General features: G+C 72.6%; 20 protein-coding genes and 1 pseudogene. 4 read left to right on the top strand and 17 right to left on the bottom strand.

Features of this window, described 5'->3' with window-relative positions; genetic code table 11:
* Together E1292_RS20635 and E1292_RS20630 are read right to left on the bottom strand one after the other, a co-directional pair.
* The coding region (locus tag E1292_RS20635) for a glycosyltransferase (RefSeq protein WP_342775675.1) at positions 1-642 on the bottom strand (642 nt) is incomplete at its 3' end.
* A complete protein-coding gene (locus E1292_RS20630; protein ID WP_220446963.1) occupies positions 639-1,691 on the bottom strand; it encodes a patatin-like phospholipase family protein in 1,053 nt (350 codons plus the stop codon). The genes E1292_RS20635 and E1292_RS20630, both read right to left, overlap by 4 nt.
* Positions 1,692-1,883: 192 nt before the next feature.
* Here E1292_RS20630 and E1292_RS20625 point away from each other — a divergent pair, with 192 nt between their 5' ends.
* Positions 1,884-3,089 carry an erythromycin esterase family protein gene (locus E1292_RS20625; RefSeq protein ID WP_132596866.1) on the top strand — a complete coding sequence of 402 codons (1,206 nt, stop codon included), beginning with the start codon at positions 1,884-1,886 and terminating at the stop codon, positions 3,087-3,089.
* A 131-nt stretch (positions 3,090-3,220) separates the two neighbouring features.
* On the opposite strand, the gene E1292_RS20620 is transcribed toward E1292_RS20625, so the two are convergent.
* The 3 genes from E1292_RS20620 to E1292_RS20610 form a co-directional block, all read right to left on the bottom strand.
* A complete protein-coding gene (locus E1292_RS20620) occupies positions 3,221-3,631 on the bottom strand; it encodes a VOC family protein (RefSeq protein ID WP_132596865.1) in 411 nt (136 codons plus the stop codon).
* Between the two features lie 10 nt (positions 3,632-3,641).
* The gene (locus tag E1292_RS20615; protein WP_132596864.1) at positions 3,642-4,082 is read right to left on the bottom strand and encodes a helix-turn-helix transcriptional regulator; all 441 of its coding nucleotides are present in this window, start codon (positions 4,080-4,082) and stop codon (positions 3,642-3,644) included.
* Between the two features lie 196 nt (positions 4,083-4,278).
* Complete coding sequence (locus E1292_RS20610) at positions 4,279-4,503, bottom strand: hypothetical protein (RefSeq protein WP_246090226.1); 225 nt, start codon at positions 4,501-4,503, stop codon at positions 4,279-4,281.
* Between E1292_RS20610 and E1292_RS20605 the strand changes: the two are divergent.
* Both E1292_RS20605 and E1292_RS20600 read left to right on the top strand, forming a co-directional pair.
* Positions 4,469-4,597: pseudogene (locus E1292_RS20605) on the top strand (LuxR C-terminal-related transcriptional regulator); the annotation flags it as partial. The gene E1292_RS20610 and the pseudogene E1292_RS20605 overlap by 35 nt on opposite strands.
* An 89-nt stretch (positions 4,598-4,686) precedes the next feature.
* A complete protein-coding gene (locus tag E1292_RS20600) occupies positions 4,687-5,838 on the top strand; it encodes a hypothetical protein (RefSeq protein WP_132596863.1) in 1,152 nt (383 codons plus the stop codon).
* Between the two features lie 22 nt (positions 5,839-5,860).
* Here E1292_RS20600 and E1292_RS20595 read toward each other — a convergent pair whose 3' ends face one another.
* Genes E1292_RS20595 through E1292_RS20575 form a run of 5 tightly spaced genes read right to left on the bottom strand, consistent with a single transcriptional unit; the run spans position 5,861 to position 15,337 of the window.
* Entirely contained in the window at positions 5,861-8,947 is a 3,087-nt protein-coding gene (locus tag E1292_RS20595) for a DUF5722 domain-containing protein (protein WP_132596862.1), read from the bottom strand.
* Positions 8,948-8,960: 13 nt separating this feature from the next.
* Positions 8,961-10,403 (bottom strand): ABC transporter substrate-binding protein, encoded by a 1,443-nt coding sequence (locus tag E1292_RS20590; protein ID WP_132596861.1) that lies wholly within the window; start codon positions 10,401-10,403, stop codon positions 8,961-8,963.
* A 49-nt stretch (positions 10,404-10,452) separates the two neighbouring features.
* Positions 10,453-11,277 (bottom strand): carbohydrate ABC transporter permease, encoded by an 825-nt coding sequence (locus tag E1292_RS20585; protein ID WP_132596860.1) that lies wholly within the window; start codon positions 11,275-11,277, stop codon positions 10,453-10,455.
* Positions 11,274-12,164: a carbohydrate ABC transporter permease gene (locus E1292_RS20580; RefSeq protein WP_246090225.1), complete on the bottom strand. Its 891-nt coding sequence runs from the start codon at positions 12,162-12,164 to the stop codon at positions 11,274-11,276. The genes E1292_RS20585 and E1292_RS20580 overlap by 4 nt, the downstream gene beginning before the upstream one ends.
* A gap of 14 nt (positions 12,165-12,178) precedes the next feature.
* The gene (locus E1292_RS20575) at positions 12,179-15,337 is read right to left on the bottom strand and encodes a glycoside hydrolase family 78 protein (RefSeq protein WP_132596858.1); all 3,159 of its coding nucleotides are present in this window, start codon (positions 15,335-15,337) and stop codon (positions 12,179-12,181) included.
* A gap of 170 nt (positions 15,338-15,507) precedes the next feature.
* On the opposite strand from E1292_RS20575, the gene E1292_RS20570 reads away from it, so the two are divergent.
* Positions 15,508-16,563 (top strand): LacI family DNA-binding transcriptional regulator, encoded by a 1,056-nt coding sequence (locus E1292_RS20570; protein ID WP_246090224.1) that lies wholly within the window; start codon positions 15,508-15,510, stop codon positions 16,561-16,563.
* A 173-nt stretch (positions 16,564-16,736) separates the two neighbouring features.
* Here the strand turns inward: E1292_RS20570 and E1292_RS20565 are convergent, their stop codons facing one another.
* The 7 genes from E1292_RS20565 to E1292_RS20535 form a co-directional block, all read right to left on the bottom strand.
* Entirely contained in the window at positions 16,737-18,971 is a 2,235-nt protein-coding gene (locus tag E1292_RS20565) for a heavy metal translocating P-type ATPase (protein WP_132596857.1), read from the bottom strand.
* A 19-nt stretch (positions 18,972-18,990) separates the two neighbouring features.
* A complete protein-coding gene (locus E1292_RS20560) occupies positions 18,991-19,971 on the bottom strand; it encodes a DUF8832 domain-containing protein (RefSeq protein ID WP_132596856.1) in 981 nt (326 codons plus the stop codon).
* Positions 19,968-20,180: a heavy-metal-associated domain-containing protein gene (locus E1292_RS20555; protein WP_132596855.1), complete on the bottom strand. Its 213-nt coding sequence runs from the start codon at positions 20,178-20,180 to the stop codon at positions 19,968-19,970. Before E1292_RS20555 ends, E1292_RS20560 begins: the two co-directional genes overlap by 4 nt.
* Before the next feature lie 17 nt (positions 20,181-20,197).
* Positions 20,198-20,479 carry a metal-sensitive transcriptional regulator gene (locus tag E1292_RS20550; protein ID WP_132596854.1) on the bottom strand — a complete coding sequence of 94 codons (282 nt, stop codon included), beginning with the start codon at positions 20,477-20,479 and terminating at the stop codon, positions 20,198-20,200.
* 193 nt (positions 20,480-20,672) lie between these two features.
* Positions 20,673-21,602, bottom strand: a complete 930-nt coding sequence (locus E1292_RS20545) for a TIGR03619 family F420-dependent LLM class oxidoreductase (protein ID WP_132596853.1) — start codon at positions 21,600-21,602, stop codon at positions 20,673-20,675.
* A gap of 12 nt (positions 21,603-21,614) precedes the next feature.
* Complete coding sequence (locus E1292_RS20540; RefSeq protein WP_132596852.1) at positions 21,615-22,946, bottom strand: FAD-binding oxidoreductase; 1,332 nt, start codon at positions 22,944-22,946, stop codon at positions 21,615-21,617.
* A gap of 111 nt (positions 22,947-23,057) precedes the next feature.
* The gene (locus tag E1292_RS20535; RefSeq protein ID WP_132596851.1) at positions 23,058-25,778 is read right to left on the bottom strand and encodes a helix-turn-helix transcriptional regulator; all 2,721 of its coding nucleotides are present in this window, start codon (positions 25,776-25,778) and stop codon (positions 23,058-23,060) included.
* Positions 25,779-25,794: the final 16 nt, after the last annotated feature.

Genomic DNA, 25,794 nt, shown 5'->3' with positions numbered 1-25,794 from the left:
GGGTGGGCGGGCGCCGAGGCTCGGCCCGACGAACCGGTACGACGGGCCGAAGGCGCCGGCGCCCGGCTGGAACGCGCGCGAGGTGAAGACCAGGTTGAGCGGCTGGCGTACGTTCGCCAGGTCGAGCAGCGGCAACCCGCGGGTGTCGTGGCGACGGGACAGCCGCCACCTCGACCGCACGTAGCCCTGGACGGTGCGCGGCCGGGTCGCCGCCGAGGCCAGCAGCTCCCATGAGGCGCCGGTGGGGCTGGGCGCGTGCCGGTTGAACGCGAACGTGGTGAACAGCGCCGCGGCCGGCACCGCGAGCTCGCGGGCGGCGACGGCTCCCCAGAGGCAGGCGGCGCCGTGGACGATAAGGTCGGGCCGGACACGACGTAGATCGGCGAGCGCGGCGGGCAGCAGCCCGACGGCGGTGCGCGCGAGGCCGTCCAGCATCGTGACCGGCATCGGCGGACCGGGGAACGGCCGGTCTCCCCCGGCGTAGAGGCACACGGTCGCCCCGGTGGCCTCGATCTCCTTCGCGAACGCCGGCGTGGTGTGATAGGTGACGGAGTGGCCGCGGCGGACCAGCTCGGCCGCGATCGGGAGTGTCGGATTGATGTGGCCGTGCATGGCGACGTTGAGGAACGCGATGGTGCTCACCGGCCGGCCTCCGATGCGGTGGCGGTCCGTGCCGGATCGGCGGGTGGGTCGTCGGCCCGATACAGGCCGGGCCCGCTGACGCGCAGCCCGTCGAGGAAACGGCCCGCCGTGCCGGAGGCCGTGGTGATCAGCCGCCGGGAGTGGCCGAAGTCCCACGGCGCGGGCCAGGTCTCGACGCCGGTCGGCACCACGACGGTCGGGATCCGTTCGGACACCTCGCGCAGGTCACGCTCGACCTGGTCGTGCCAGAGCAGCAGCCCGGCCCTGGCGGCGACCGCGCCTGCCTTCCTGGGCGGCGTGGCCGGGAGCGGCGGCCGGCTCGCCGGCCCGGTCGACAGCACCACCACGCTGGCCGCCCCTTTCCGCAGGGCCGCACGTACCGGGACCAGCGCGATCACGCCGCCGTCGACGAGTGTCCTGCCGTCCCGATCGACCGGGGGCAGGACCCCGGGAACGGCCGCGCTGGCCAGCAGCGCCGACTCGAGGTCTCCGCGGTCGAGCAGCACCTGAGCACCGGTGGCCAGATCCATGGCCACCGCAGTGAAGGGGATCTCCAACTGCTCGATCCGCGAGGGCAGCCCGGCCTGGGCGATCAGCCTGCGCAGGCCACGGTCGGCGAAGACGCCGGCCCGCGAGGACCGGTAGCCGAGCGGGAACACCTCGCGGCGGCGCACCTGGGTCCACACACGATCCAGCCATGGTGCGGCCTCGCCGGGGTGGGCGGCCGCGATCGCTCCGTTGAGTGCGCCCACCGAGGTTCCGACGATCAGGTCCGGGACGAACTCGCGCTGCTCCAACGCGTACCCGACGCCGACCTGCGCGGCCCCGAGCGCACCTCCGCCCCCTACCACCGCCGCCACGGGACGGGGAAGGGCGCGCAGGCCCGCCGGCGTCGGGCCCTCGTCCGACGGCAGCCCCTGCCCGCCCGTCATGGCACGGCGCTTCGCGTCGCCGTGATCACCTGGCGAGCCGTGCTCGCTGGAGCCGTTGAGACCGAGGAGACCGATCTCCGGCGATGAGTACCACTCATGGTCGTCCTCTCTCACCATGGCGTCGCATCGGATTCGTTCCTCAGGTAAGACCGGGCAGCCTCCGAATCTGTGACTCCGCACGGCCCGCGGATCCGCTCGCCGCGGCGAGGAGGCGGTACGGCGTCGACGCCGTTTTGAGACTTAAGCCCCGTGAATATAGTGATATCGCGGGAAAGTCTCCACGGAAGGTTCAGCGATACCGTTGAAGGAATGACTACCCGCATCCAGGACATCGCCCAGGCCGTCGAGGCCGCCGCCGTCATGAGGCTGCTCCCGGCCCGCCCGCGGCTGCTCGCCCTGGGCGAGCCCACCCACGGCGAGGACATCCTGCTCCACCAGCGGAACGACCTCTTCCGGCAGCTCGTCGAGCAGGAGGGCCACCGCACGATCGCGATCGAGAGCGACTGCATGATGGGCCTGGTGGTGGACGACCACGTCACCTCGGGCACGGGGAAGCTCGACGAGGTCATGGAGCGCGGGTTCAGCCACGGGTTCGGCGCGTCCGCGGCCAACCGTGAGCTCGTCCGCTGGATGCGGGCCTACAACGACGGCCGGCCCGCGTCCGAGCGGCTGCGCTTCGCCGGTTTCGACGGCCCGCTGGAGATGACCGCCGCCGCGAGCCCCCGGCAGGCCCTCACCGCGCTCCACGGCTACCTCGCGGCCCGGGTGGAGGCGGATCTGCTGCCCTGCTCCGCGGAAACGCTCGACCGCCTGCTCGGCGCCGACGACCGGTGGACCGAGCCCGCCGCGATCATGGACCCGTCCCGGTCTACCGGGCGGTCGGCCGAGGCCAGGGAGCTGCGACTGCTCGCCGACGACCTGGTGGCGCTGCTCGACGCGGAGACGCCGTACCTGATCGCGGCGTCCTCACGCGACGACTGGGACCGGGCGCGCCTGTACGGGCGCACCGCCACCGGCCTGCTGCGCTACCACTTCTGGATGGCAGACACGTCACCGGGCCGCGTGGCACGGCTGCTGGGCGTGCGGGACACGATGATGGCCGCCAACCTCCTCGCGATCGCCGAGCGGGGCCCGGCCCTGGTCCACGCCCACAACGCCCATCTCCAGCGCGAGAAGAGCACGATGCGGCTGGGCGACCTGCAACCGGAATGGTGGGGCGCCGGCGCGCTCGTGAGCGCCCACCTGGGCGAGGGGTACGCCTTCCTGGCCACGGCCATCGGCACGATCCGGCACCAGGGAGTGGACACCCCTCCCCCGGACACCCTCGAAGGGCTGCTGTACACGATCCCGCACGACCACTACGTCGTCGACGCCCGCCGGCTGGCCGCCGCCCTCAGCGACCCGCCGCCCGCTCCCCGCGTGTCCCCCTGGTACGGCTACTTCCCGCTGAACCCGGCCCATGTGGCCGCGAGCGACGGGATCGTGTTCGTCAAGGACGTCCCGCGCACCCCCTGATCACCGGCCGCGACCGGTCCCGCCCCACGTCCGACGTGCCCGGCTCCCGATCGCCGACGGGCGGGAGCCGGCACCCGGTGCCGTCCTCACCGACGACCTGCGCCACCGGCAGCCGAGCGCCCCGCGTACGCCTACGCCTTCGGTGCCTGCGCGATGCGCACCATGGTGCCCGAGGGGTCGCGGAACGCGCAGTCGCGCGGGCCCCAGGGCTGGTCGATGGGCTCCTGCAGCACCTCGGCGCCGGATTCGCGGACCTTGTCGAAGGTCGCGTCGAGATCGCCGGCGCGGAAGACGATCATCGGCAGCACGCCCTTGGCGAGCAGGTCCTGGAGGGCGTCGCCGTCGGCCTTCGACCGGCCGGAATGCGGTGTGGAGAGCACGTATTCAGGGGCCGGCAGGCCGGGGCTGCCGAGGGTGACCCAGCGGCCCTCGCCGGAGGGGACGTCGTTGCGTACCTCGAGGCCGAGCGCGTCGCGGTAGAAGCCGAGCGCTTCGTCGACGTCGTGGACGGTGATGTGGCAGTTGTGGAGTGAGATGGTCATGCGGACAACGCTAGGTAACCGCCTCGCTGTCCGCTTCTTCGATCCTGCTCGACGCGTTTCTGGTCGGCCGGGTGTGCACCTTCGCCACGCACGGGGGCATCGCCGTCACGGCGCGGTGCTCCCGGGCGCGGTAGGCGCTCGGCGTCTCCCCCAGAAGCTGGGTGAACCGGGAGCTGAACGAGCCGAGCGAGGTGCAGCCGACCGCCATGCACGCGTCGGTCACGCTGACACCCGCGCGCAGCAACGCCATCGCGCGTTCGACGCGGCGGGTCATGAGGTAGTTGTACGGCGTCTCGCCGTAGGCCGCCCGGAACTGCCGTGAGAAGTGCGCCGGCGACATGAACGCGTGGCGGGCCAGCGTCGGCACGTCGAGCGGGCGGGTGTATTCCCGGTCGATCAGATCCCGAGCCCGCCTCAGGTGCACGAGGGTGGCGAGGTCCTGCGGGGTCATGAGGGAAGGGTATACCCGCTCCGCCAGCGGCACCACTGACCTGCGGGAATGCCACGCCCCCCGCGGCGCCGTCACCGGGTCCGGGCCGGTTCTGCCGCGCACGGCGCGAGATCGGCCCCTGCCGCGCCGGACGTCGGGTGGCGGACACGATCCGTCGTGACGTTGTGCTGGCAGGTCCGGATCGACTCCGGGAGCGTCATCGGCGGGGCTCCCAGCGGAAGATCCGGGAAGCCGGCGCGACGGCGACGACGACCCAGCCCGGCGTGGGTGCCAGGAGGAGCAGGGAGTCCGCGAGGGGAACGCCGCCGTTCCAGGCGTTGACGACGAGTTCGGTGGCCGAGCCGCCGGGGATCAGCCGCTTGAGCAGGGTGAGCTCCTCGGTGCGGGTGATCGCCGCCCGGCTCCACCTGGCGGAGGGCACGGTGCGCAACCACCTGTCCAACGCGATGCAGAAGACCCAGACCAGGATCCGGCACGAAGCGGCGCGCTACGCGCGCGAACACGACTGGCTGTGAGCACGACGGCGCGAGCCCCTGCCTGGATGCGGGGCCGCCGGGATCGCCGGGCCCGCGGCGGCGGGCGGTTTCGCGGGATGATGACCCGCATGATCGTGCACGCCCTCATCGCCGGATCGGTCGTGGCCGCGCTGGCGCTCGCCCGGCGCAAGCCGGTGACGAGGGAACCGCGCGGGAGCCGTGCGTCCTGGTGGCGCTCCCCCGAGGCCGCGCTGGCCCTGGTGACGTGCCTGATCTATGCCAACCAGGTGCTGTTCACCGTGTACATCCTGAGCGTGCGGGGCGGCGACGTGTCGTTCGTCGCCCGCCACCTGCCGGACGGGTGGTTCTCGCTCGCGCGCGGCCCCGCGATGCAGGCGCTGGCGGCGAGCTTCCCGCTGCCCGAGCTGCTGGCTCCGACGGTGTTACGGGTGCAGGCCTTCCTTGAGCTGCCGTTCGTCGTCTTCGCTTACCTGTCGGTCTGCCGGTGGTTCTCCCCCGGCGTCTACGCGCGGGCGCTGCGGCTGGCATGGCCGGCGTCGGCGGCGTACACCGCGATCTTCTGCCTGGTCGAGTGGCAGCTGTTCCATCCGTACACGGTTCAGGACGTCATCATCAGGGTCGTGGCCGCGGCCGTCGTGCCGCTCTGGGCGGCGCGGCTCACCCGCGAGGGCTGGGCCCGCGCCACCGGCCTGTCGGGGCTGCTGCTCTTCGCCCTTTCGACGGCGGCGCTCGGAGCGCTCGTCCTCGTCGTGTACGACACCGCGCTGCTCTACAACCTCGGGCACCTGGGCGCCCAGGCGATCCCCGGGATGGCCGCCCTGGTCGTGCTGGCCGCCGTCCGCTACGGGGCCCGCTCGTTCCCCTGGCGCCCGCCGGGGCACCGCGTCGACGCGGTCGGCCACTCCTTCGGCTGGTTCCTGGTGCTGTTCTTCGTTCCCGCTCTGCCGATCCGGTACGGCCTCTCGCTCGGCGCCCCGCACGCCGCCGCCGGTGGCGCCGTGCTGGTCGTACTCGTCGCCCTGGTGTACGGCCTGCGCGACGTGTTCGCGCAGGCCACCGGGCGGCCGGTGGTCTGGCTCTCGCAGCTCGCGGTGGCGTGCGCCGCCGGGGTGGGCGGCGTGGCCGCCGTCACCCAGGCGGCCACGCCGCCCGCCGGGCACCCGGAAGCACGCCTGCTGTGGGCGGCCGCGGCGTTCTTCGTGTGCCTCGTCGGCGTCTGCGGCCTCTTCGACCGGCTGTCCGCAGAAGAGCGGACGTAGGCCGGTCCCGAGACCGCGGACCTCACGAGATGCTGCGTCCTTCCACCGCGTCGAGCTGCAGCGGGCCGGCCCCCGCGTCGCCGCGCACGCCGAATCCGTACCGGTAGCCGGCCCGCACCTCCGGGTCCGACAGCGCGGGCAGGTGCTCCAGCGTGGCGGCGGTGACGAGTTCCCAGCCCGACCCGGTGTCGGCGTAGACGGCGGCGCGGTCGCCCACCAGCGACAGCGCGAACCGGCCGCCGTCGGGGATGCTCACGCCCTGCTTGACGCCGAAGACCGCGAGTCCGCCCGGCACCTGGGGTCCGCGCACCTCGAAGCCCACAAACTTCTGCGTGTTCACGTAGAACGCCACCACGTCCGTCCTGCCGTCCTTGACCAGGCCCGTGTAGACGGTGTCCATGTCGGTGGAGTCGCCCTGGAACTTCCTGACGGTGATCGCCGTGCTGAACGCCGGGTTACGCGGCGACACGCTCGACGACATCAGCCCGAACCAGCCCGCCGACGGGTGGGCGGCCGACAGCGCGCCGTCCGCGTACGTCACTTGCGGCAGCTCCTTGTTCTCCGGCTCCGCCCGGTGCACCTGGTAGTCGCCGGCGCTGTCGAAGGTGTCGTCGAGCTCCAGGTTGGCGAAGGCGTCAGGGGCGGGCGGCACGGACCCGGCCTCCGGCGGCAGCCGGAACGTCACCCGCCGCTCCTGGCCCGAGTAGGACGCGCACACGACCGGATACTCCTGGTCCGCCGGCTCGTACGCGGTCAGCTTCGTCCCGAACGTACGGCTGGCTCCGGTGCGCAGGCCGGTCACGCGCAGCGCGTCCGGGTCGACGGTCACGCCGTCGCAGGAGGTGAGCCGGACCTTGCCCGCCATGGGCAGCACGTCCCGGTTGGTCACGGTGAAGGTGACCGTGGAGCCGACCTGGCCGCGCTCGCCGGTGGCGGCGGTCACGTCGATGTTGCGCCGGTCCGGGCTGGGCACCGCGGCCGCGGCCAGGCTGAGCCGGTCGATCTCGTACGAGCCCGCCCAGTCGGAGCCGACCGAGCCGCGCACCCACACCTTGACCCTGGAGATCGCCTCGCGCGGGGCCCAGCGGGACAGGTCGAGCGTGAGCCGGTTCCAGCCGAGCGCGGGGTCGATCGCGCCCACGCCCTCCGCCACCGCGCCGTCCCGCCCGTACACGCGGATCTTGGCGGAGAAGGCGTTGCCCGGCTTGAAGCCGTCGTCGGCGTTCTCCGGCACCCTGATCGAGACCGAGAGCCGCGACGTGCGCGTGGCGTCGAGCGGCTCGCCGAACACCACGTCGGCGCCCTTGTACGACTTGGCGTACTGCGACCAGCCGGGCAGGTCGCGGTCGAAGCGGACGCGCAGGGCGTGCCCGTCGCCGGCGGCCACCCGCTCCACGGCGGCGGCGTTGTCCGAGGGCCGCCAGCCGCCGGTGTCCGTCTCGAAGCCGGAGATCACCCGCTCGGCCACCGGCTCGGCGCCGAGTCGCACCCCGACCGTGGTGGGCGGCTTCCTGACGGCGAGCTCGGCGGGGTCGAAACCGGGGATGACGTCCTTCCAGTCGGAGATCCCGATGATCTCCTTGGCGAACTCGGTCACCTCCAGCGACCGTTCGGTGTCGATCCCGGCGAACACCTCGTGCACCGGCTTGCGCTCGCCGGCGTTGGACGCGGCCTCGTGCTCCGCGTCCCACGTCCACAGGCCGAGCCGGAGCCCGCCCTCCTGCTTGTGGTCGACGTGCCGGTGCAGGATGAAGGAGTCGATGCCGTCGGCGAAGGCCACCTTGTAGTAGGCGTACGCGTAGGCCGCGGCCTGGAGCCTGAGCTCCTCGTCGGAGTAGTCCTGCGAGTTCAGCCCCTGCTCGGAGAGGATCACCCGCCGCCGCTCGCCGCCGTACGTCAGGTGGTCCTGGGCGAGGTAGCGCGGCAGCAGCTCGATGTTCTTGAACGTGATCCGCATCGTGTCGAAGCTGTCCGTGGCGGTCTTGTCGTTCCAGAACGCGGGGTTGAACAGGTTCTCCGGGTACGGGTGGTAGGCGATGTTCCAGTCGAAGTCGCCCTGGCGTTTGGTGAGCGCGTTGAGCCCGTCGACCACGTCGCGGCCCTTGTAGGTGTATTTCGGGTCGTCGTTGGCCGCGCCGGTCCAGAAGTGCGTCAGCGAGGTGTAGACGCGCGCGGCGGCGTCGGCCTTGCGCACGGCCTGCCAGGTCAGCCGCATCGCCCGGGTGTACTGCTCCAGGAAGACGTCCCGCTCCTGCGGGCCCATGTTGTACCAGAACTGCTGGGCGTCGATCTCGTTGCCGACGATCCAGCCCCATGCCCTTCCGTACCGGCCGTCGGCCCGGCTGTAGCGCTGGGCGAAGAACTCCATCGCGGCCGTGAAGTGCGCCTCGCCCTCGGCCGTCTTGGTGTTGAACGCGTAGACCGTGCCCTTGCCCAGCTCGGCCTCGGGGTGGATGAGGGTGCGGGCGGCGGAGTTGGGAGCGGTGCTGTTGTAGACGAGGACGATCAGGTTGACCAGCATCCCGTTGTCCGACAGCGGCTTGACCTGGGCGTCCAGTCCGGCGACGGCGCCGCGGTCGAAGTAGTAGGTCTGGCCCTGGGAGACGAACTCGATGGTGTTGCCGGGGTCGCCGGGCCCGGCCATCATGACCGAGTCGAGGGCCAGGTTGATGCCGGCGTGCTGGACGCCGATTTCCTCGGCGTCGTCGGACATCTGCACTTGCAGACCCTTTTTGCCCGACATTTCGGGATATGGGGCTTGGCTGGTGGACGCGAAGCTCAGCCGGTCGGCGTAGTGCACCTCGCCCAGCGGCCCCTCCGCGCCCACCGCGATGAACTTGTCGTAGAGCCGGTCCTGGTCCCCGTCCATGCGCGGCACCTCGACACGGAACTCGCCCGCCTCGACGGTCGCGACCGGCGCCTCCCCCGTGTGCGTGTCCTGCCACGTGTCGAGCGCGTACAACTCGGCGGGCCCGGACGCGGTGCCCGTGATGGTGACCGCGCTCTCGCCGACCTCCACACCGGTCACCCCGTCTGGGGTTGCCGCGTGCGCGGGCAGGCTCACGAACATCGCCGGTACGGCCAGCACCAGGGCGATCAATAACCGCATTGTCAGCTACCTCCTACTTGGCCCAGTCCTCGTCGCCCCAGGCGTTCTTCTTGATTCCGGCCTCGATGCCGCGTTCCCACCACTTCGCCAGGTCGGTCAGCTCCTCCTCCAGCGAGCGCTCGCCCAGCAGGTAGCCGTCGAACACGTCGCGGAACGAGGTGCCCTCGGGGCCCCCGGGCAACGCGGTCACCCGGAACGGCTTGCCCCACTCGCCCTCCAGGAGCCCCGCGGTCTCGGCCGACGGCTCGACGCCCTCGACGGCGGGCAGGCCGCCGGTCGCGTCCAGCCACGGCTTGATCGCCGGCGAGCTCATGTACTGCAGGAACTTGATCGCCGCCGCGTACTTCTCGTCCTCGACCGTCGACGGGATCATGTAGCTGGTGCCGCCGATCGACGCGCCGTAACGGGCGGGGGCGTCCGTCGACAGCGACGTGGTGGCCTTGGTGATCGTCGGGAACGGCATCGTGCCGAGCGGGAACTTCGCGTCCGCCTTCAGCGCCTCGACGGCGAAGTCGGTGCCCCACGACATGGCCGCCTTGCCGGAGACGAAGTCGCGGTAGCCGACCGTCGCGCCGCCGTCGGCCACGCCCGTCCAGTTGGGCGTGCCGCAGTCGAAGAACTCCTTGTAGATCTTGAGCGACTCGGCCACCTCGGGCGTCCTGGTGGTGAGCGTGCCCTCCTTGATCACCTTGCTCATCGACTTCTCGGTCACGGTCGGCGCCTTGCCGGGCTCGCCGGTGGCGTCGAACTGGTTCCACTCGTCGTAGTACTTGTCGATGAGCTGGGTGCTGACCGCCTCCCACGTCCAGCCCGCGGCCAGGCCGCCCTTGTCGAGCGCGACCGGGTCGAAGCCGGCGTCCTTCAGCTTCGCGCAGGCGGACCTGAAGTCCTCCCAGGTGGCCGGCGGCTGCTCGATGCCCGCCTTGGCGAAGGCGTCCTTGTTGTAGAACAGGCCGATCGCGACCAGGTTGAACGGGATGTACTCCAGCTTGCCGCTCTCCTTGCTGAGCGCCTTGGAGACGCCGGGGCCGTAGTACTCCTTCCTGAACACGTCGATCCAGCGCTGGTTGCCCGGCACGTACGGGTTGGGCTCCTGCAGTTCGGCGTCGAGCGCGTGCACCTCGTGCGCCTTGTGCGGCGGCTGGTTGAAGACCAGTTCGGGCGCGGTGCCGGCGGCGAGCTGGGTGGTGATCGTCTGGGAGAAGCCGTCGAGGGGCAGCACCTGGGTCTTGACCTCGATGCCCGGCTCGCGCTTCTCGAAGGAGTCGACGAGCGCCTCCCAGGCCGGGCCGAAGCTGCTGCCGCTGGCGTTCCACTGGTTGGGGCCGGCCAGCGTGATCGTGACCTTGCCGTCGGCGCCGGTCGCCGACGTGTCGCCGGTGCCCAGCAGGCCGCAGCCGGTGAGCGCGAGCAGCAGGGCCGAGGCCGCCAGCCCGCTCTTGGGGGGTGTTCTCATGGGGAGCCGGTTCCTTTCTTGGTTGATACGTTTCAACGGACGGCGGCCCTCATCTGCCGGAGACGATGCCGCCCTGGATGCCGGCCAGGAACCACTTGGACAGGAACGTGAACAGCACCACCAGCGGAAGGCTGGCCAGAACGTAGCCCGCGAACAGCGGACCCCACTGCTGCGCGTTCTGGTTGGCGAAGAACGCCAGCCCGGCGGGGATCGTCCGGTACGCATCGGTCTGCACCGTGAGCAGCGGCCAGAAGTAGTCGTTCCACACGCCCAGCACCGTCATCAGCGCCACGGTGCCGATGACGGGCCGGGACAGCGGCAGCATGAAGGCCAGGAACAACCGGGTCCCGCCCGCGCCGTCGACCCGGGCCGCCTCGAAGATCTCCTCAGGGATCTGCGCCATGTAGGTGCGCATGATGACGATCCCGAACACCGTGTTCGCGGTGACGTGCGGGACGATCAGCACCAGCCGGCTGTCCAGGATGCCCAGATCCCGCATCAGCACGAAGAGCGGGACCAGGCTGGTGATCGAGGGCACCATGAGCAGCGCCGCGATCAGCCCGAACAGCGCGCCGCGACCGGGGAAGCGGAAGCGGGCGAAGACGAACGCCGCGGCCGGGGCCAGCACCAGCGTGCCGGCGATGGCCAGCCCCGCCACCACGAACGAGGTGAACAGGTAAGGGCTGACCTGCTCCCAGGCCACCGCGTAGTTGTCCAGGTGGAACGGCCAGGCGGGCGACCAGTAGCCGGCGAAGAACTGCTCGTTGTCCTTGACCGAGGCCGCCAGCATGAACAGGTAGGGGAACAGCCCGGCGAACGCCAGCACCGCCAGCACGGCCCCCGCCACCAGGTCGGTCCTGCGCGTGCGGCTCATGCGTCCGCCTTCCTGCCCAGCGTCAGCGCGACCAGGCTCACCGCGAGGGTCAGCACGAACAGCACGGTGCCGAGCGTCGCCGCGTAACCCCAGCTCGTGTCCACGAAGGCCGCGTCGAGCATGCGCAGCACCGGCACCTGCGTGGCGTTGTCGGGCCCGCCCCCGGTCATGATGTGCGCCTGCATGCCGTACTGCAGCACCGAGATCACCGCCAGCACGAACAGCAGCTTGACGTCGCGGAACATCATCGGCAGGTCGATGCTCCAGAAGCGGCGCAGCCGCCCCGCGCCGTCGACCTCGGCGGCCTGGTAGATCTCCGCCGGCACGTTCTGCAACGCCGACAGGAAGACGAGGAACGGCAGGCTCGCCACCCACGGGAAGCCGATCGTCATCAGCGCCACGAGCGCGGTGTCGGGGTCGCCGATCCAGTTGCCCGCCAGCCCCTCCAGCCCCATCGCGCGCAGCAGGCTGTTGATGACGCCGTCGCGCGGGTCGTACATGAACTGCCACAGCAGCACGTTGACCACCGCCGGGAAGGCCAGCGGGAGGATGAGCAGCGTGCGGAACACGAAGCGCAGCCGCTCGCTCGACAACGACATCACCAGCTCGGCTGCCAGCAGCGGGAACACCCACATGAGCGTGACCGCCCAGACGAAGATGATCCCGATGTTGCGGAACGAGGCCCACCACAGGTCGTCGCCGAGCATCGTCAGATAGTTCTCGAAGCCGACGAAGGGCGACTCGAAGCCCGGCCGCCACTCGAAGAGCGAGTGGACCATGCCGTTCAGCGCCGGGTAGTACGCGAACGCCGCGAGCAGGGCGAATGTGGGGAGGAGGACGAGGTAGACGCCCCACGGGGGCCGGCGGCGCGCCTTTGTGCTGGTCACGATCGAACTGCCTCTCAGCTTGCCGTGTCATGCGCCCGGAACGCGTACGAGCCCGAGCCGACCCGGTAGACCGCTCCCCCGCCGTCCACCCGGTCGAAGGTCACGCACTCCGCCCGGCCGGCCGGCACGCCGCCCTCGGTCACCCGCTCGGGCGGCGCGGGCACGTGCACCTCGGCGCGGGTGTTGGGCGGCACGACGACGTCCAGCGCGAAGCGGTCGCCCTCCAGCCGCCAGGCGACCTCCACCCGGCCGTGCCGGGTGCGGTGCGCGGTCGTCGCCCAGGTGATCCCGCCGCCCGGTCGCGGCCGCACCACGACGTCGGCGTAGCCGGGCGACCCCGGGGCGAGCCCGCCGACCGTCCGGTACATCCAGTCGCCGACGGCGCCGTACGCGTAGTGGTTGAAGGAGTTCATGCCCGGGTCCTGCAGCCCCCGGTGGTGGCTCCACGAGTCCCAGCGCTCCCACATGGTCGTCGCCCCGCCGTGGACGACCGGGTAGAGCCAGGACGGGAAGGTGTCCTGCGTCAGCAGCCGGTAGGCCACGTCCAGCCGCCCGGTCGACGTGAGCGCGTCCAGCAGGAACGGCGTGCCGAGGAAGCCCGTCGACAGGTGGCCGCCGCGGGCCTCGATGTCGCCGGCCAGCCGGGCGGCCGCCCTGGGCAGCTCGTGCTCCTCGAACAGCCCCGCCGTGACGGCCAGCACGTAGGCGGTCTGCGTGCCCTCCGCCAGCACGCCGGGGCCCTCGACGAAGGCCGCGCGGAACGCCTCCCGTACGCGGCCGTACAGTTCCAGGCAGGCCCGCTCGTCCGCGTGGCGGCCGAGCGCGGCGGCCAGCCCGGCGAGCTGCCGGGCGGACAGCGCGAAGATCGCGGTGCCGACGAGCCGCTTGGACGTCTCGGCGCCGATCGACAGCCAGTCGCCGAACCCCTCCTCCGGGAAGATCCCGCCGTCGGAGCGTTTGTCCAGGTACGCCAGCCAGCGCTTCATCGGCTCGAAGCAGGCCGCCACCACACCCGTGTCGCCGCGCAGCCGGTGCAGCACCCAGGGCAGCATCACCAGCGCGTCGCCCCAGCCGGGCGAGCCCGCCTCCTTGGCGTCGGGCGACAACCCGCGGCCGGACAACACGTCGGGCACCACGTGCGTGACGGCGCCGTCGTCGCCCTGCGCGGCCACCACGTCGTCCAGCCAGCTGCGCAGGAAGCGGGAGACGTCGTAGTTGAACAGCGCCGTGGGCGCGAACGCCCAGATGTCGCCCGTCCAGCCGAGCCGCTCGTCACGCTGCGGGCAGTCGGTGGGAACGGCCAGGAAGTTGCCCCGCTGCCCCCACACGATGTTGCGCTGCAGCCGGTCGAGCCGCTCGTCGGAGCAGGTGAACTCGCCCGCCGGCTCCATCGCGGCATGGGCGACCCTGGCCGTGATCCGCGCCGGGGCCGCGCGCAGCCCCGACACCTCGACGTAGCGGAAGCCGTGGAAGGTGAAGCGCGGCTCGAACGTCTCAGGCGCGTCTCCGCTCGGCAGGAACTCGTCCGTCGCGCGGGCCGAGCGCAGGTTGGCCAGGTGCGGCCCGCCCTCGTGGTCGAGGACCTCGGCGTGGCGCAGCACCACCGGGCGGCCCCGGCCGGCGCGGCCGGTGAGCCGGACCCAGCCGACCAGGTTCTGCCCGAAGTCGGCGATCCACACGCCGGGGCTCCGCTCCCAGACCGCGACCGGCTCCAGCTCCTCGTGCACCCGGATCGGCGGCGCGACGGCGGCGGTCAACCGGCCGGGCGGCGGGCTCACGGGCACCGCGGGCGCCCAGCCGGAGTCGTCGAACCCGGCCGCCGTCCAGCCGAGCGGCTCCGCGGCGAGGTCCTGCCGCTCGCCGTTCTGCAGGTCGGCGTAGCGGATCGCGCCCGTCCCCGCCCGCCACCCGGCGTCCGTGCGCAGCCGGGTCACGCTGCCGTCGTCGTGCAGGATCTCCAGCTCGGCGCGGAAGGCCGGCCTGCGGCCGTACTGGAAGGGGCCGAACCAGCTGATGTGGCCGGCGTACCAGCCGTCGGCGAGGATCGCGCCGATCGTGTTGCGCCCCTCCGACAGCAGGTCTGTGACGTCATAGGTCTGGTACGTGATCCGGTGACGGTAGTCGGTCCAGCCGGGGGCGAGGTGGTCGGCGCCCACCCGGCCGCCGTTCACGTGCACCTCGTGGACGCCGAGCGCGGTGGCGTAGAGCCTGGCCCTGCGCACCGGCGCCGGCACGTCGAACTCGCGCCGCAGGTAGGGGCTGGGCCGGTCGGCGATCGGCTCGCGGCCGTGCGGCGGGTCGCCGTGCAGGCCCACCACCTCGGCCAGCGACCACGCCGAGTCGTCGAAGCCGGGCTGCTCGAACCCGTCCTCCGGCCGGTCGCCCGCCCGCCACCTGCCGCCGGACGTGACGGTCACCCCGCCCGCCGCCGCCACGGGCACGAGCTGCGCCAGCACCGGCCGCCCCTCGACCACGACCTCCAGCCGCACGCACAGCCCGGACCCGCCGGCCCTGATCGCCAGCACGTTCTCGCCCGAGGCCACCAGGTCGCCCGCGTCGGCCACGAACGCGCCGTCCCGCGTCTCGCCGGCGACCGGCACGCCGTTGACGTACGCCTCCACCTCGGAGCCGCCGCCCACCACCAGCCACGCCGACAGCGGCCGCGCCCCGCCCGGCACCTCGAACCGCGTACGGAACGCCCCGACCGGCGAAGGGGACGGCCCGAGCCGGCCGGCGACCCACATGCGCGGCACGTTCTCCAGCGACGGCAACCGCTCCGAACCGGGCACCACGGGCGTGCCGATCCAGCCCGCCGTCCAGCCGGCGGTGTCGCCGAGCCCGGTCTCGAACCAGTGGGCGGGGCCCCACTCCGACCACGTGCCGCTCTCGTCGGCCACCTTGACCCGCCACCCGTAGCGGGTCCGCGGCCGCAGCTCCGCCCCGCCGTACGGGATGTCGTACGTGGCGGCCGCGGTCACGGCGCCGCTGTCCCAGACCAGCTCGGCCCCCTCGCCGGCCGGATCGCCCTCCCGCGCCACGATCACCCGGTACGCGCTCTGCGCGCGCCCGCGCCCGGCCCCGGTGATCCGCCACGAGAACAGCGGAGCGCTCACGTCCAGGCCCAGGGGCTCGGCCAGTCCTTCGACCCGCGGCTCGGTCACGGCCAGCTGCATGCAGGGGCTCCCAACTATTTGAAACATTTCAATCCTCGCGCACCGTAAGCAGGTGGAGGTACTCGCGTCAATGCCTGCCTGAAAACCTGATGCGTTGACGTCATACGGATGAAACATTTCAATGGCTACACTGGGTGTTCCTGCCAGGTGACCAGAAGGGCTGTCCGCCGGTGACCGACATCCACAAGCCGGCCGAGCGCCGCCGGCTCAGCATGGTCGACGTCGCCGCCCACGCCGGCGTGTCCGTGGGAACGGTCTCCAACGTGCTCAACCGGCCTGAGCTGGTCGCCAAGCCGACGCTGCGCCGGGTGCGCGCCTCCATCAAGGCGCTGGGGTTCGTGCCCAACGCTCCCGCCCGGCAGCTGCGCGGCGGCGCGAGCCGGTCCGTGGGCGTCATGGTGCGCGACATCGGCAACCCGTTCTTCACCGAGGTGCTGCCCGGCATCGAGACCAGGCTGTCGCAGGAGGAGCTGCTGCTCGTGCTCTGCAGCTCCAGCGACTCGGTCGAGAAAGAGGCCTACTACCTGCAGATCCTGGAGCAGCACCGGGTGCCCGGCATCCTCATCACGCCCGCGGGCGACGACATCTCCCACCTGGTGGAGCTGCGCCGGCGCGGCATCGGCATGGTGCTGCTCGACCGGCCGGGCGCCGACTCCCAGCTCTGCGCGGTCGCGGTCGACAACGTCAGGGGCGGCGAGCTGGCCGGCGCCCATCTGCTGTCGCTCGGCCACCGGCGCATCGGGTTCCTCAACGGGCCGTCGATCGTGCGCCAGTGCGCCGACCGGCGCAAGGGGCTGGACAACGCGGTGCGCGCCGCCGGGCTCGACCCCGGCGAGGTGGTCACCGAGGTCACCCTGCCCGCGCTCACCCCGCGCGAGGGCGAGGCCGCGCTGGAGCGGCTATCCCTGCGCGGGGGGCCGACGGCGCTGTTCTGCGTCAACGACACGGTGGCGCTGGGCGCGCTGCGCGGGCTGGAGCAGCGCGGCGTCGGCGTCCCGCACGACATGGCGGTCATGGGCTATGACGACGTGGAGTTCGCGGCAGCGCTGTCGCCGTCGCTGACCTCCATCCGCCAGCCGAAGCACCAGCTCGGCCACGCCGCCGCGGAGCTGCTGCTCACCGACTCCCGGGGCGACGCGGGCCACTGGCACCAAGAGATCGTCTTCCAGCCGGAGCTCATCATCAGAGCGTCGACCGGCGCCTCCCTGTCCCGGCCGGGCCGGTAGGCGGTGTCCCGCCTCGTCTGTGGCGGCTGCCCCGCGACGACCCGCATCGTCCTGTGGCGGCTGCCCTACGACGACCGCATCGTCCTGTGGTGGGTGCCCTACGACGACCCGCATCGTCCGCTCCACGGCGGAGGACGGCCCCGAGCCGGTGTGCTCGGAGCCGTCCCGCCGTGCTATCGGAAGCGGCGCAGCCGCAGGCTGTTGCTCACCACGAACACGCTGGAGAAGGCCATCGCGGCCCCGGCGATCATGGGGTTGAGCAGGCCCAGCGCGGCCAGGGGAAGGGCGGCGACGTTGTAGGCGAAGGCCCAGAACAGGTTGCCCTTGATCGTCGTCAGTGTCCTGCGGGACAACCTGATGGCGTCCGCCGCGACCCGCAGGTCGCCTCTGACCAGGGTGAGGTCGGAGGCCTCGATGGCGGCGTCGGTGCCCGTGCCCATCGCCAACCCCAGATCGGCCTGGGCCAGCGCGGCGGCGTCGTTGACGCCGTCGCCCACCATGGCCACGACCCTGCCCTCGGCCTGCAACCGCTTGACCACGTCGACCTTGTCGGCGGGCAGCACCTCGGCGATCACCTCGTCGATGCCCACCTCGGTCGCGACCGTCCTGGCCGCCGCCTCGTTGTCGCCGGTCAGCAACACCGGGGCGAGCCCCAGCGCGGCGAGCTGCCGGACGGCCTCCTTGCTGGTCGGCTTGACCGCGTCGGCCACGACGAGCACCGCCCTGGCCTCGCCGTCCCAGCCGACGGCGACGGCCGTGCGGCCGGCGGCCTGAGCGGAGTGCAGCCGCCGCTCCAGGTCGGGCGGAAGGTGCTGCGACCAGTCCGCCAGCAACCTGGGCCGGCCGACCAGGACCGCGTGCCCGTCGACGACGCCCTGAACGCCGAGCCCTTCGACGTTCGCGAAGTCCTCGGGGGCGGGCAAGTCGCCGAAGCGGTCGGCGGCGCCCGCGGCGACGGCCTGCGCGATGGGGTGCTCGGAGGCGTGCTCCAGCGCCCCGGCCAGGCGCAGCACCTCGGCCTCGCTCTCCCCTTCCGCGACGTGCACCTCGCTGAGGGTCATCTTGCCCTCGGTGACCGTGCCGGTCTTGTCCAGCACGACGGTGTCGATCCTGCGGGTCGACTCCAGCACCTCGGGGCCCCTGATCAGGATGCCGAGCTGGGCGCCCCTGCCGGTGCCGACCAGCAGGGCCGTCGGCGTGGCCAGGCCGAGCGCGCACGGACAGGCGATGATCAGCACCGCCACCGCCGCGGTGAAGGCCGCCCCCACGCCGTCGCCCGTGCCCAGCCAGAACCCGAGCGTCCCGACCGCCAGGGCGATCACGATCGGCACGAAGACGCCGGAGATGCGGTCGGCCAGCCGCTGCACCTGCGCCTTACCGGTCTGCGCCTCCTCCACCAGCTTGGCCATCTGGGCCAGCCGCGTGTCGCCGCCCACCCGGGTGGCGCGGACGACGAGCCTCCCGCCCGCGTTCACGGTGGCACCGGTGACGGCGTCGCCCGGGCGCACGTCGACGGGCACGGACTCGCCGGTCAGCATGGAGGCGTCGACCGCCGACGCGCCCTCCAGGACCAGGCCGTCCGTGGCGATCTTCTCGCCGGGACGGACGACGAACGTGTCGCCGGTCTGCAGCTGATCGGCCGGGATGCGGGTCTCCACACCGTCGCGCAACACCGCGACGTCCTTGGCGCCCAGGTCGAGCAGGGCCCGCAGCGCGGCGCCCGCCCGCCGCTTCGAGCGGGCCTCGAAGTAGCGCCCGGCCAGGATGAACGCGGTGACGGCCGCCGCGGTCTCGAGATAGATGGCGCCCGACCCGTCGGTGCGCTCGATCGTGATCTCGAACGGATGGGTCATGCCGGGCATGCCCGCCGTGCCGAAGAACAGCGCCCACAACGACCAGCCCAGCGCGGCCAGCGTGCCGATCGAGATCAGCGTGTCCATGGTGGCCGCGCCGTGACGCAGGTTGGTCCACGCGGCCTTGTGGAACGGCCATCCCGCGTACACCACCACCGGCGCCGTCAGCGTCAGCGACAACCACTGCCAGTTCGTGAACTGCAACAGCGGGACCATGGCCATCGCGACCACCGGCACGGCCAGCACCACGGCCGTGATCAGGCGGTTGCGCAGCGGCCCGAGCTCGTCCTGCGGCTCCTGCCCGGCCGTCTCCGCGTGGGGTGGCGCGGGCAGCCCGGCCGTGTAGCCGGCCTTCTCCACCTCGGCGACGAGTCGCCGGGGGTCGACGTCTGCCGGGAACGTGACGCTCGCCTTCTCGGTGGCGTAGTTGACCGTGGCGGTCACGCCGTCGAGCTTGTTGAGCTTGCGCTCGATCCGGTTGGCGCAGGAGGCGCAGGTCATGCCGCCGATCGAGAGCTCGACCGCCTGCTGCCGGTCATCGGTGATCGTGGACATCACCGCTCCCCTCTCTCGTTCAGTGGCCGTGATCGTCGTCGTGCTCGCGGTGCGTGGCGGCCGGAGCCTGCCGGGGCGTCGCCGCCCGCCGGCCGCCGCCGAGCGTGAAGTCGGCCGTACGGACCTCGCCGCCGTGCTGGAAATCCAGGAACAGACGGTAGTCGCCGTCGCTCGGCACCTCAGCGTAGAAGACGATGTCCGGCCCCGCGCCGGTCTTGCCGTCGCCGGGCTCGCCGTCGGGATGCACGTGAAGGTAGGCCAGGTCGTTGGCGCGCAGGGCCACCAGGTGGCCGTAGGCGCCGAGGTAGGGCTGCAGGTCGGTGACCGGCTCGCCGTCCTTGCCGACCTTCAGGGTGAGCCTGCTCGCCTGCCCGGGCTTCAGGTCTCCGTCGAGGGTGACGGTGTAGCCGTCCACGGTGGAGGTGCGGGTGACCGGCGGGAGCGCCTTGGGCTCGTAGTCACCCGCCACGGACAGGTCGGTCCCCAGGGTCAGGGCATCGCCGCCGGTGGGGGCGAAGTCGGCGAAGGCGCGGTAGGCGCCGGCCTCGGGGAAGGCGAGCTCGACCGACCAGGTGCCGTCGGCGGCCATCTCGGGATGCACGTGCTGGAAGGTCGACAGGTCGCGGGACACGACGATGAAGTGCATCTTCTTGTCGTGCTGGACCTCGTAGCCGGTGACCGGCCGGCCGTCGGGGCCCGTCACGGTGAAGCGGAAGTCGGCGGGCTCGCCGGGCTCGAGCTTCGAGGTGAGCGGGGTGAGGGTGTAGCCGTTCTCGGACACTTGGAGCCCCCTGGTATCTTCTGCCGTCTGCTGGGTGGCGTGCTCGCCATGCGCCGCGCTCGCGGTGGGCGCCGCCATGGCGCTGTGGTCCTCCGGGGCGGGCGTCGCGCCGGCCGGGCTCGTCGCGGCCGGCCCGACGACCTTGCCCGCGCCCAGGGTGCCGCCGAAGACGGCGGCGAGCCCCGGGACGTAGGCCCCGATCTTGGCAGGCGTGTTCATGACGGATCCGCCACGTCGTATCCGGCCGCCTTGACGGCGGCGACGATCTCCGCCGGGTCGACAGGGCCGTCGCTGCCGACCGTCAGCAGCCCGGACGCCAGATCCACCTCGACAGCGGCGACGCCGGCAACCTCGCCGACCTCTTCTTTGACCGAGCTGACGCAGTGCCCGCAGGTCATCCCCTTGACGGTGTAGGTGACGGTGCTCATGGCGGTCTCTCTTTCCATCAAGAACGGACAAGTCTGGCGATGGCGTCGGAGGCTTCCTTGACCTTGGCGTCGGCCTCCGGGCCGCCCTTCCGCGTGGCCTCGGCGACGCAGTGGGCCAGGTGTTCCTCGAGCAGCGACAGGGAGAACGACTTCAGCGCGCTGGTCGCCGCCGACACCTGGGTCAGGATGTCGATGCAGTATTTGTCGTCTTCGACCATGCGCTGCAGGCCACGGATCTGACCCTCGACGCGGCGCAGCCGCAGCGCGTGCTCCTGCTTGTTACCGCTGTATCCGGGCATCGCCGGCCTCCCCTCGGTGGTGTCGCTGTGAAAAACACCATACCCCCCTATAGTATTCCTGGAGCAAACGGGTGCCTGGTCATGGGCCGCATACGACGGACGGGCCCGGGGCACGTCCCGGGCCCGTCCCGCGGGCTCGCCGCAGCGCCGGGCCGGCCGAGCCCGGATCACCACGGGCGGGCCGGCACCGGAGTCATCCCGCGTGGGCGCGCAGGCGTTCCATGCTGTCGAGCTGCTCGTCCGGCTCCGTCTCCATCGCCCAGAAGACGTGATCCGCACCGGCGGACCCGAGCCGGGCGAGGTCGTCCAGCACCTGCTCGGCCGAACCGGTCAGGGGCGCGCGCCCGTCCAGCGGCTTCTCCGTGATCGAGCCGTTGACCCGTACGACGACGGGCAGGGTGTCGGGGTCCAGGCCGGCGGCCTCCGCCGCCCGCCGGAAGGCCTCGATCGTGTCGTGGAACGCCGCCCACGACATCATGATCGCGTTCAGGCCGAGCCCCATGCGGGCGGCACGTTCGATCGCCGGGGGCGAGGCCGCGCCGGCGAGCAGCGCCGGCCCGTCCGGCCGGACCGGTTTGGGACCGATGTGCGACGCGGCGATCCGGTAGAACGTGCCGTCGAACTCGACCGGGTCCGGCAGCCACACCCGGCGCATGGCGGTGACGTGCTCCTCGAAACGGGCGCCCCGCTGCCGTGGCGGCACCCCTGCCGTGGCGAACTCGTCGGCCATCCAGCCCTGGCCGATCCCGGCGATCAGGCGGCCGCCGCTGAGCCGGTCGAGGGTGGCCAGCCGCCGCGCCAGGACCACGGGGTTGTGCAGGAGCGTCACGAGGACGCTGGTGCCGAGCCGGATCTCGCGGGTCCCCGCGGCGACGAAGCTGAGCGTCTCCAGCGGGTCGTAGACCCAGCCGTAGGGCTCGGGCAGCGGGACCGCGGGGCCGCCTCCGACCACCGCGGCGGCTCCGACCGGGCGCAACAACCGTTCGAACGTCCAGACGGCGGCGAGCCCGATCTCCTCGGCGCGCTGCGCCACGCGGAGCATCTCCTCCGGAGAGGAGGCCGCGCCGGACGTCGGCAGTGCCAGCCCGAGCGTCATGCCCGGCCCGATAGTGCTCTCTCCCATGGTCACTCCCGTTCAGGCGTGCGCGTCCTCGGCGGACGGCCGGATGTTGTGGTTCAGGTGGAAGACGTTGTGCGGGTCGTAGGCGTCCTTCAGCGCGGTCAGCCGGGCGAGCTTGGCCGGCGGGTACGCGCGGCGCACGCCTTCGGCCCCCTCGTCGCTGAGCGCGTTGACGTACACGCCGCCGGCGAACGGTTCGAGTGCCGCGGCACCGCGCCTGGCCGCGGCCGTACGGGCCTGGTCCTCGGCGGGGTCACTCCACCTCGCCGAGATCACGTACTCGAAGAGGGTGTCGCGGTGGCCGAAGGCGGTGGCTTCGTCGGGCATGTCGGCGATCGCCCCGCCGTACGCCTGCAGCCGCGCTCCGGGCAGGCCCCGGCCGCGACCGTCCGCTGTCCCCCGCCGCAGGAACGCCTCGATCGCCTCGTCGGGCAGCTGCCGCAGGTAGTGCCCCTTCCAGTAGCGCCGCAACCCGTGCCTGCCGTCCGCGTCGTCCGCGCGCTGCAGCTCGACGTACGACGTCTCGGCCACCCGCTCGGCCACCGGACGGCCGAGCGCGCGCAGGCCGGGGAGCAGCCGCCGGCCGTCGGCGGGGTCGCCCACCCACACGAAACCGACCGTGGCCACGTCGTCGCCGGCATAGGCCGTGAAGGTGGCCTGCCGGGGCGCCTCCGCGTTCAGCTCCCGCCAGCCGCGCAGCACCGGCAGCGCCTCCTCGACCGGGAACGAGTACTCGGCCGTGAGCGCCCTGGTGCCCACCGGATGCAGCTGGAACTCGAACGCGGTGACCACCCCGAAGTTGCCGCCACCGCCGCGCAGCCCCCAGAACAGGTCCGGGTTCTCGCTCCGGCTCGCACGCACCAGGTCGCCGTCCGCGGTCACCATCTCGTACGAGACGACGTTGTCGCAGGCCAGCCCGTACTGCCGGGCCAGCCAGCCCATCCCGCCGCCCAGCGTCAGGCCGCCCACCCCGGTGTGGGAGACGTTGCCCGCGGTCGTCGCCAGGCCGTGCCGCTGCGACTCCCGGTCCAGTGCGCCGAGCAGCGCTCCACCCTGCACCCACGCCCGGCGCCGCACCGGATCGACCCGGACCCCGCCCATCGGGGTGAGGTCGATCATGAAGCCGCCGTCCGGGACGGCCAGCCCGACGATGCCGTGCCCGCCGCACCGCACCCCGACCTCGAGATCGAGCTCACGGGCGGTGCGCACCGCCGCCACCACGTCATCGGCGCTCGCGCAGCGGGCTATCACCCGCGGCCGCCGGTCCACCATGGCGTTCCAGACCGTGCGCGCGTCGTCGTATCCCTGGTCACCCGGTCTGAGCAGCCGCTGACCCTCATCGGCCATCACCCTGTCGCACCGCCTTCTGATGGTGTGATTGACGGTGCCGACGCTAGGTCGTCACGTACGCCCGCACATCCGTCGCCGTATCAGCACTTCGCCGGCGGCAGGCGCCCGCTAGGGGCGGTGCAGCCCGGCCAGCTCGCCGCGGGAGCTGATCCCGAGCTTGGGATAGGCCTTGTACAGGTGGTACGCGACGGTGCGCGGGCTGAGGAACAGCTGGGCGGCGATGTCGCGGTTCGACATTCCCTGGGCGGCGAGGCGGCTGATCTGCAGCTCCTGCGGCGTCAGGTCGGCGAAGACGTCCGAGGCCGCGGCGCGGGGCGCACCGACCCCGGAGGCGCCGAGCTCGCTGCGCGTCCGTGCCGCCCACGGGGCCGAGCCGAGCTCGTCGAACAACCGCAGCGCCGTGCCCAGATGGGTCCGGGCCTCGCCCTTGCGCCGCGTCCGGCGGAGCCACTCGCCGTACAGCAGGGCGGTCCTGGCGTGTTCGAAGGGGCGGCTGTCCTGCTCGTGCAGCGCGAGAGCCCGCTGGAAGTGCCGCTCGGCGCCCGCGTCGGAGGTCAGCATCGCCCGGCAGCGGGTGGCGAGCGCGTCGATCCAGGGTTGCCCCATGGTCCGTGCCCACCGGGCGTACCGTTCCGCCTCGGCGGCGACGTCGCCGGGCCTCCCGAGCCGCACCGCGGCCTCGACGAGGTCGGGTACGCAGCGCTGGACGGCGGAGTGGTGGCGGGTCGGGCAGCGCAGCATCGCCCGCAGCCGATCGTAGGCGTCCTGCACCCGCCCGTAGCCCAGGTCCAGCAGCGCGAGGCCGTACTGGGCCCAGGCGGTGCCGGTCGACGCGCCCGCGGGGGCGTCGGTGTCCAGCTCGGCCCGCTCGGCGTTGCGGCGGCACCGTTCCTCGTCGCCTTCGATCGCCGCCAGGTAGGCCAGCGCCGCGCAGGCATAGCGCTCCCACAGAGGCTGGCCGGTGTCCCGCGCGGTCTTCACCGCCTCTGTGCCGTTGATCAGGGCTTCCCGGTGGCGGCCGAGCACGGTCTGGGTGAGGCACAGCTGGCCGAGCCCCACGGGCAGGGAGAAGATCGCGCCGCCGGCCCGCGCCTCGGCGACGAGCTCCGCGGCCACGTCGGCGGAAACGGCGTCGCGCGCGGCGATGAACGCGAAGCTGCTCACCTCGACCAGGGCGGCGGGCCCGGTGGCCGCCGCTGCCGCCCGCGCTTTCGCGATGACCGATTCGAGCGGAGGGTAGGCGGCCGTGTCGCGATCCAGGCTGGCCGCCGTGGCCCAGCGCGCCAGCCAGGCCACGGACATGAGCGGCGCGTCGGGGCCGAGGGCCAGCGCGTCGAACCGGTCCGCCGGCTCGGAGATCAATTTCGGGTCGGTCCGCGCGGCCCAGGCCGCGTGCAGCGCCGCCATCAGGATCCAGAACGCGCGCTCGGGATCGGTGCGGGCCAGCATCTCAGCGGCGGTGACGAGCAGCCGGTGCGCGTGGCGCAGGTCGCCGTCGACGAATTCCGCGCGCGCCTGGACGTCGATCAGCCGCGCCCGGATCGCGGGTTCCGGCTCCGAGCGCAGGCCGCGCTGCGCGCGGACCCTGGCCCACTGCAGTTGTCCGCTGGTCACTCCCGCCTCGCAGGCCAGGGCGAGCCGCCCCATGGCCGCGGCGGGGTCGGGGCTGAGCTGGACCGCGCGCTCGTAGCCGGTCGCCGCCGCGGCGTGCCCGTTGCGGGCGGCCGCGCCGGCCGCGGCCCGTTCCAGTACGGCGGCCACCTCCTCGTCCGGCCCCGTCGTGGCGGCGGCGAGGTGCCATGCGTGCCGGTCCACGTCGCCCTGTTCCGAGAAGGCCACCGCCAGCGCGGCGTGCGCGGCGATCCGCTGGCCGAGGCTCGCGCCGTGGTAGACGGCGGCCCGGATCAGCGGGTGGCGGAAGGCCAGCCGTCCCCCGGAGGCGGACACCAGCCTGATCGCCTCGGCCGGCTGCAGGTCGGCCACCCCGGCCCCCAGCTCCCTGGCGGCACGCAGGAGGGTCGCCAGGTCGCCGGTGCCGTCCGCGGCGGCGGCCAGCAGCAGCGTCTGGCCGGCGGCGGGCAGCGTGCGCACCTGGTGGTGGAACGCGTCGAGCACGCGGCTGGTGAGCGGTATCGGACCGACCCTGGGCCCCGCGGGCAGGGCCGCCGCCGACAGCTCTCGCAGGGCGAGCGGGTTGCCCCGCGTCTCGGCGATCAGTTCCTCCCGCGCGGCGGGCGACAGGACGGCGCCACCGTCGTCGAGCAGCGCCGCGGCGCTCCTCGGGTCCAGCCCGTGCACCTCGATGTCGGTCAGGCCGGCCGAGCAGAGCACCCCGCCGTACTCGCGCGAGGCGAAGAGCAGCACGACGCCTTCGCGGTCGAGCCTGCGGGCCGCGAACAGCAGGGCCTCGGCCGAGGCGTGGTCCAGCCAGTGCGCGTCATCGACCAGGCACAGCAGCGGTGCGCGCTCCGCCACGTCGGCGAGCAGCGACAGCACGGCAGCGCCGATCATGAACCGGTCCCCGCTCGCGGCGCCGAGCCCGAACGCCCCCGCGAGGGCCCGCCGCTGCGGTTCAGGAAGCGCGTCCAGATGGTCGAGGGCGGTACGCAGCAGGAGGTACAGGCCGGCGAACGGCACCTCGGCCTCCGACTCGATGCCCGCGGCGCGCAGGATCAGCATCCCGTCGGCGCCGCTCTCCGCGTGGTCGAGCAGCACCGTCTTGCCGATGCCCGGCTCGCCGCGGATGATCGCCGAGCCGCTGACGCCGCGACGCGCCCCGTCGAGTAACCCGTCGATCAGGGCCTGCTCAGCACGGCGACCATGCAACATGCGGGGACTATACCGG

This window comes from Nonomuraea deserti (genome assembly GCF_004348685.1).
Classification (GTDB): Bacteria; Actinomycetota; Actinomycetes; order Streptosporangiales; family Streptosporangiaceae; genus Nonomuraea; species Nonomuraea deserti.
The sequence above is the reverse complement of the archived record's forward strand: the minus strand, read 5'-3'. Positions and strand labels throughout refer to the sequence as shown.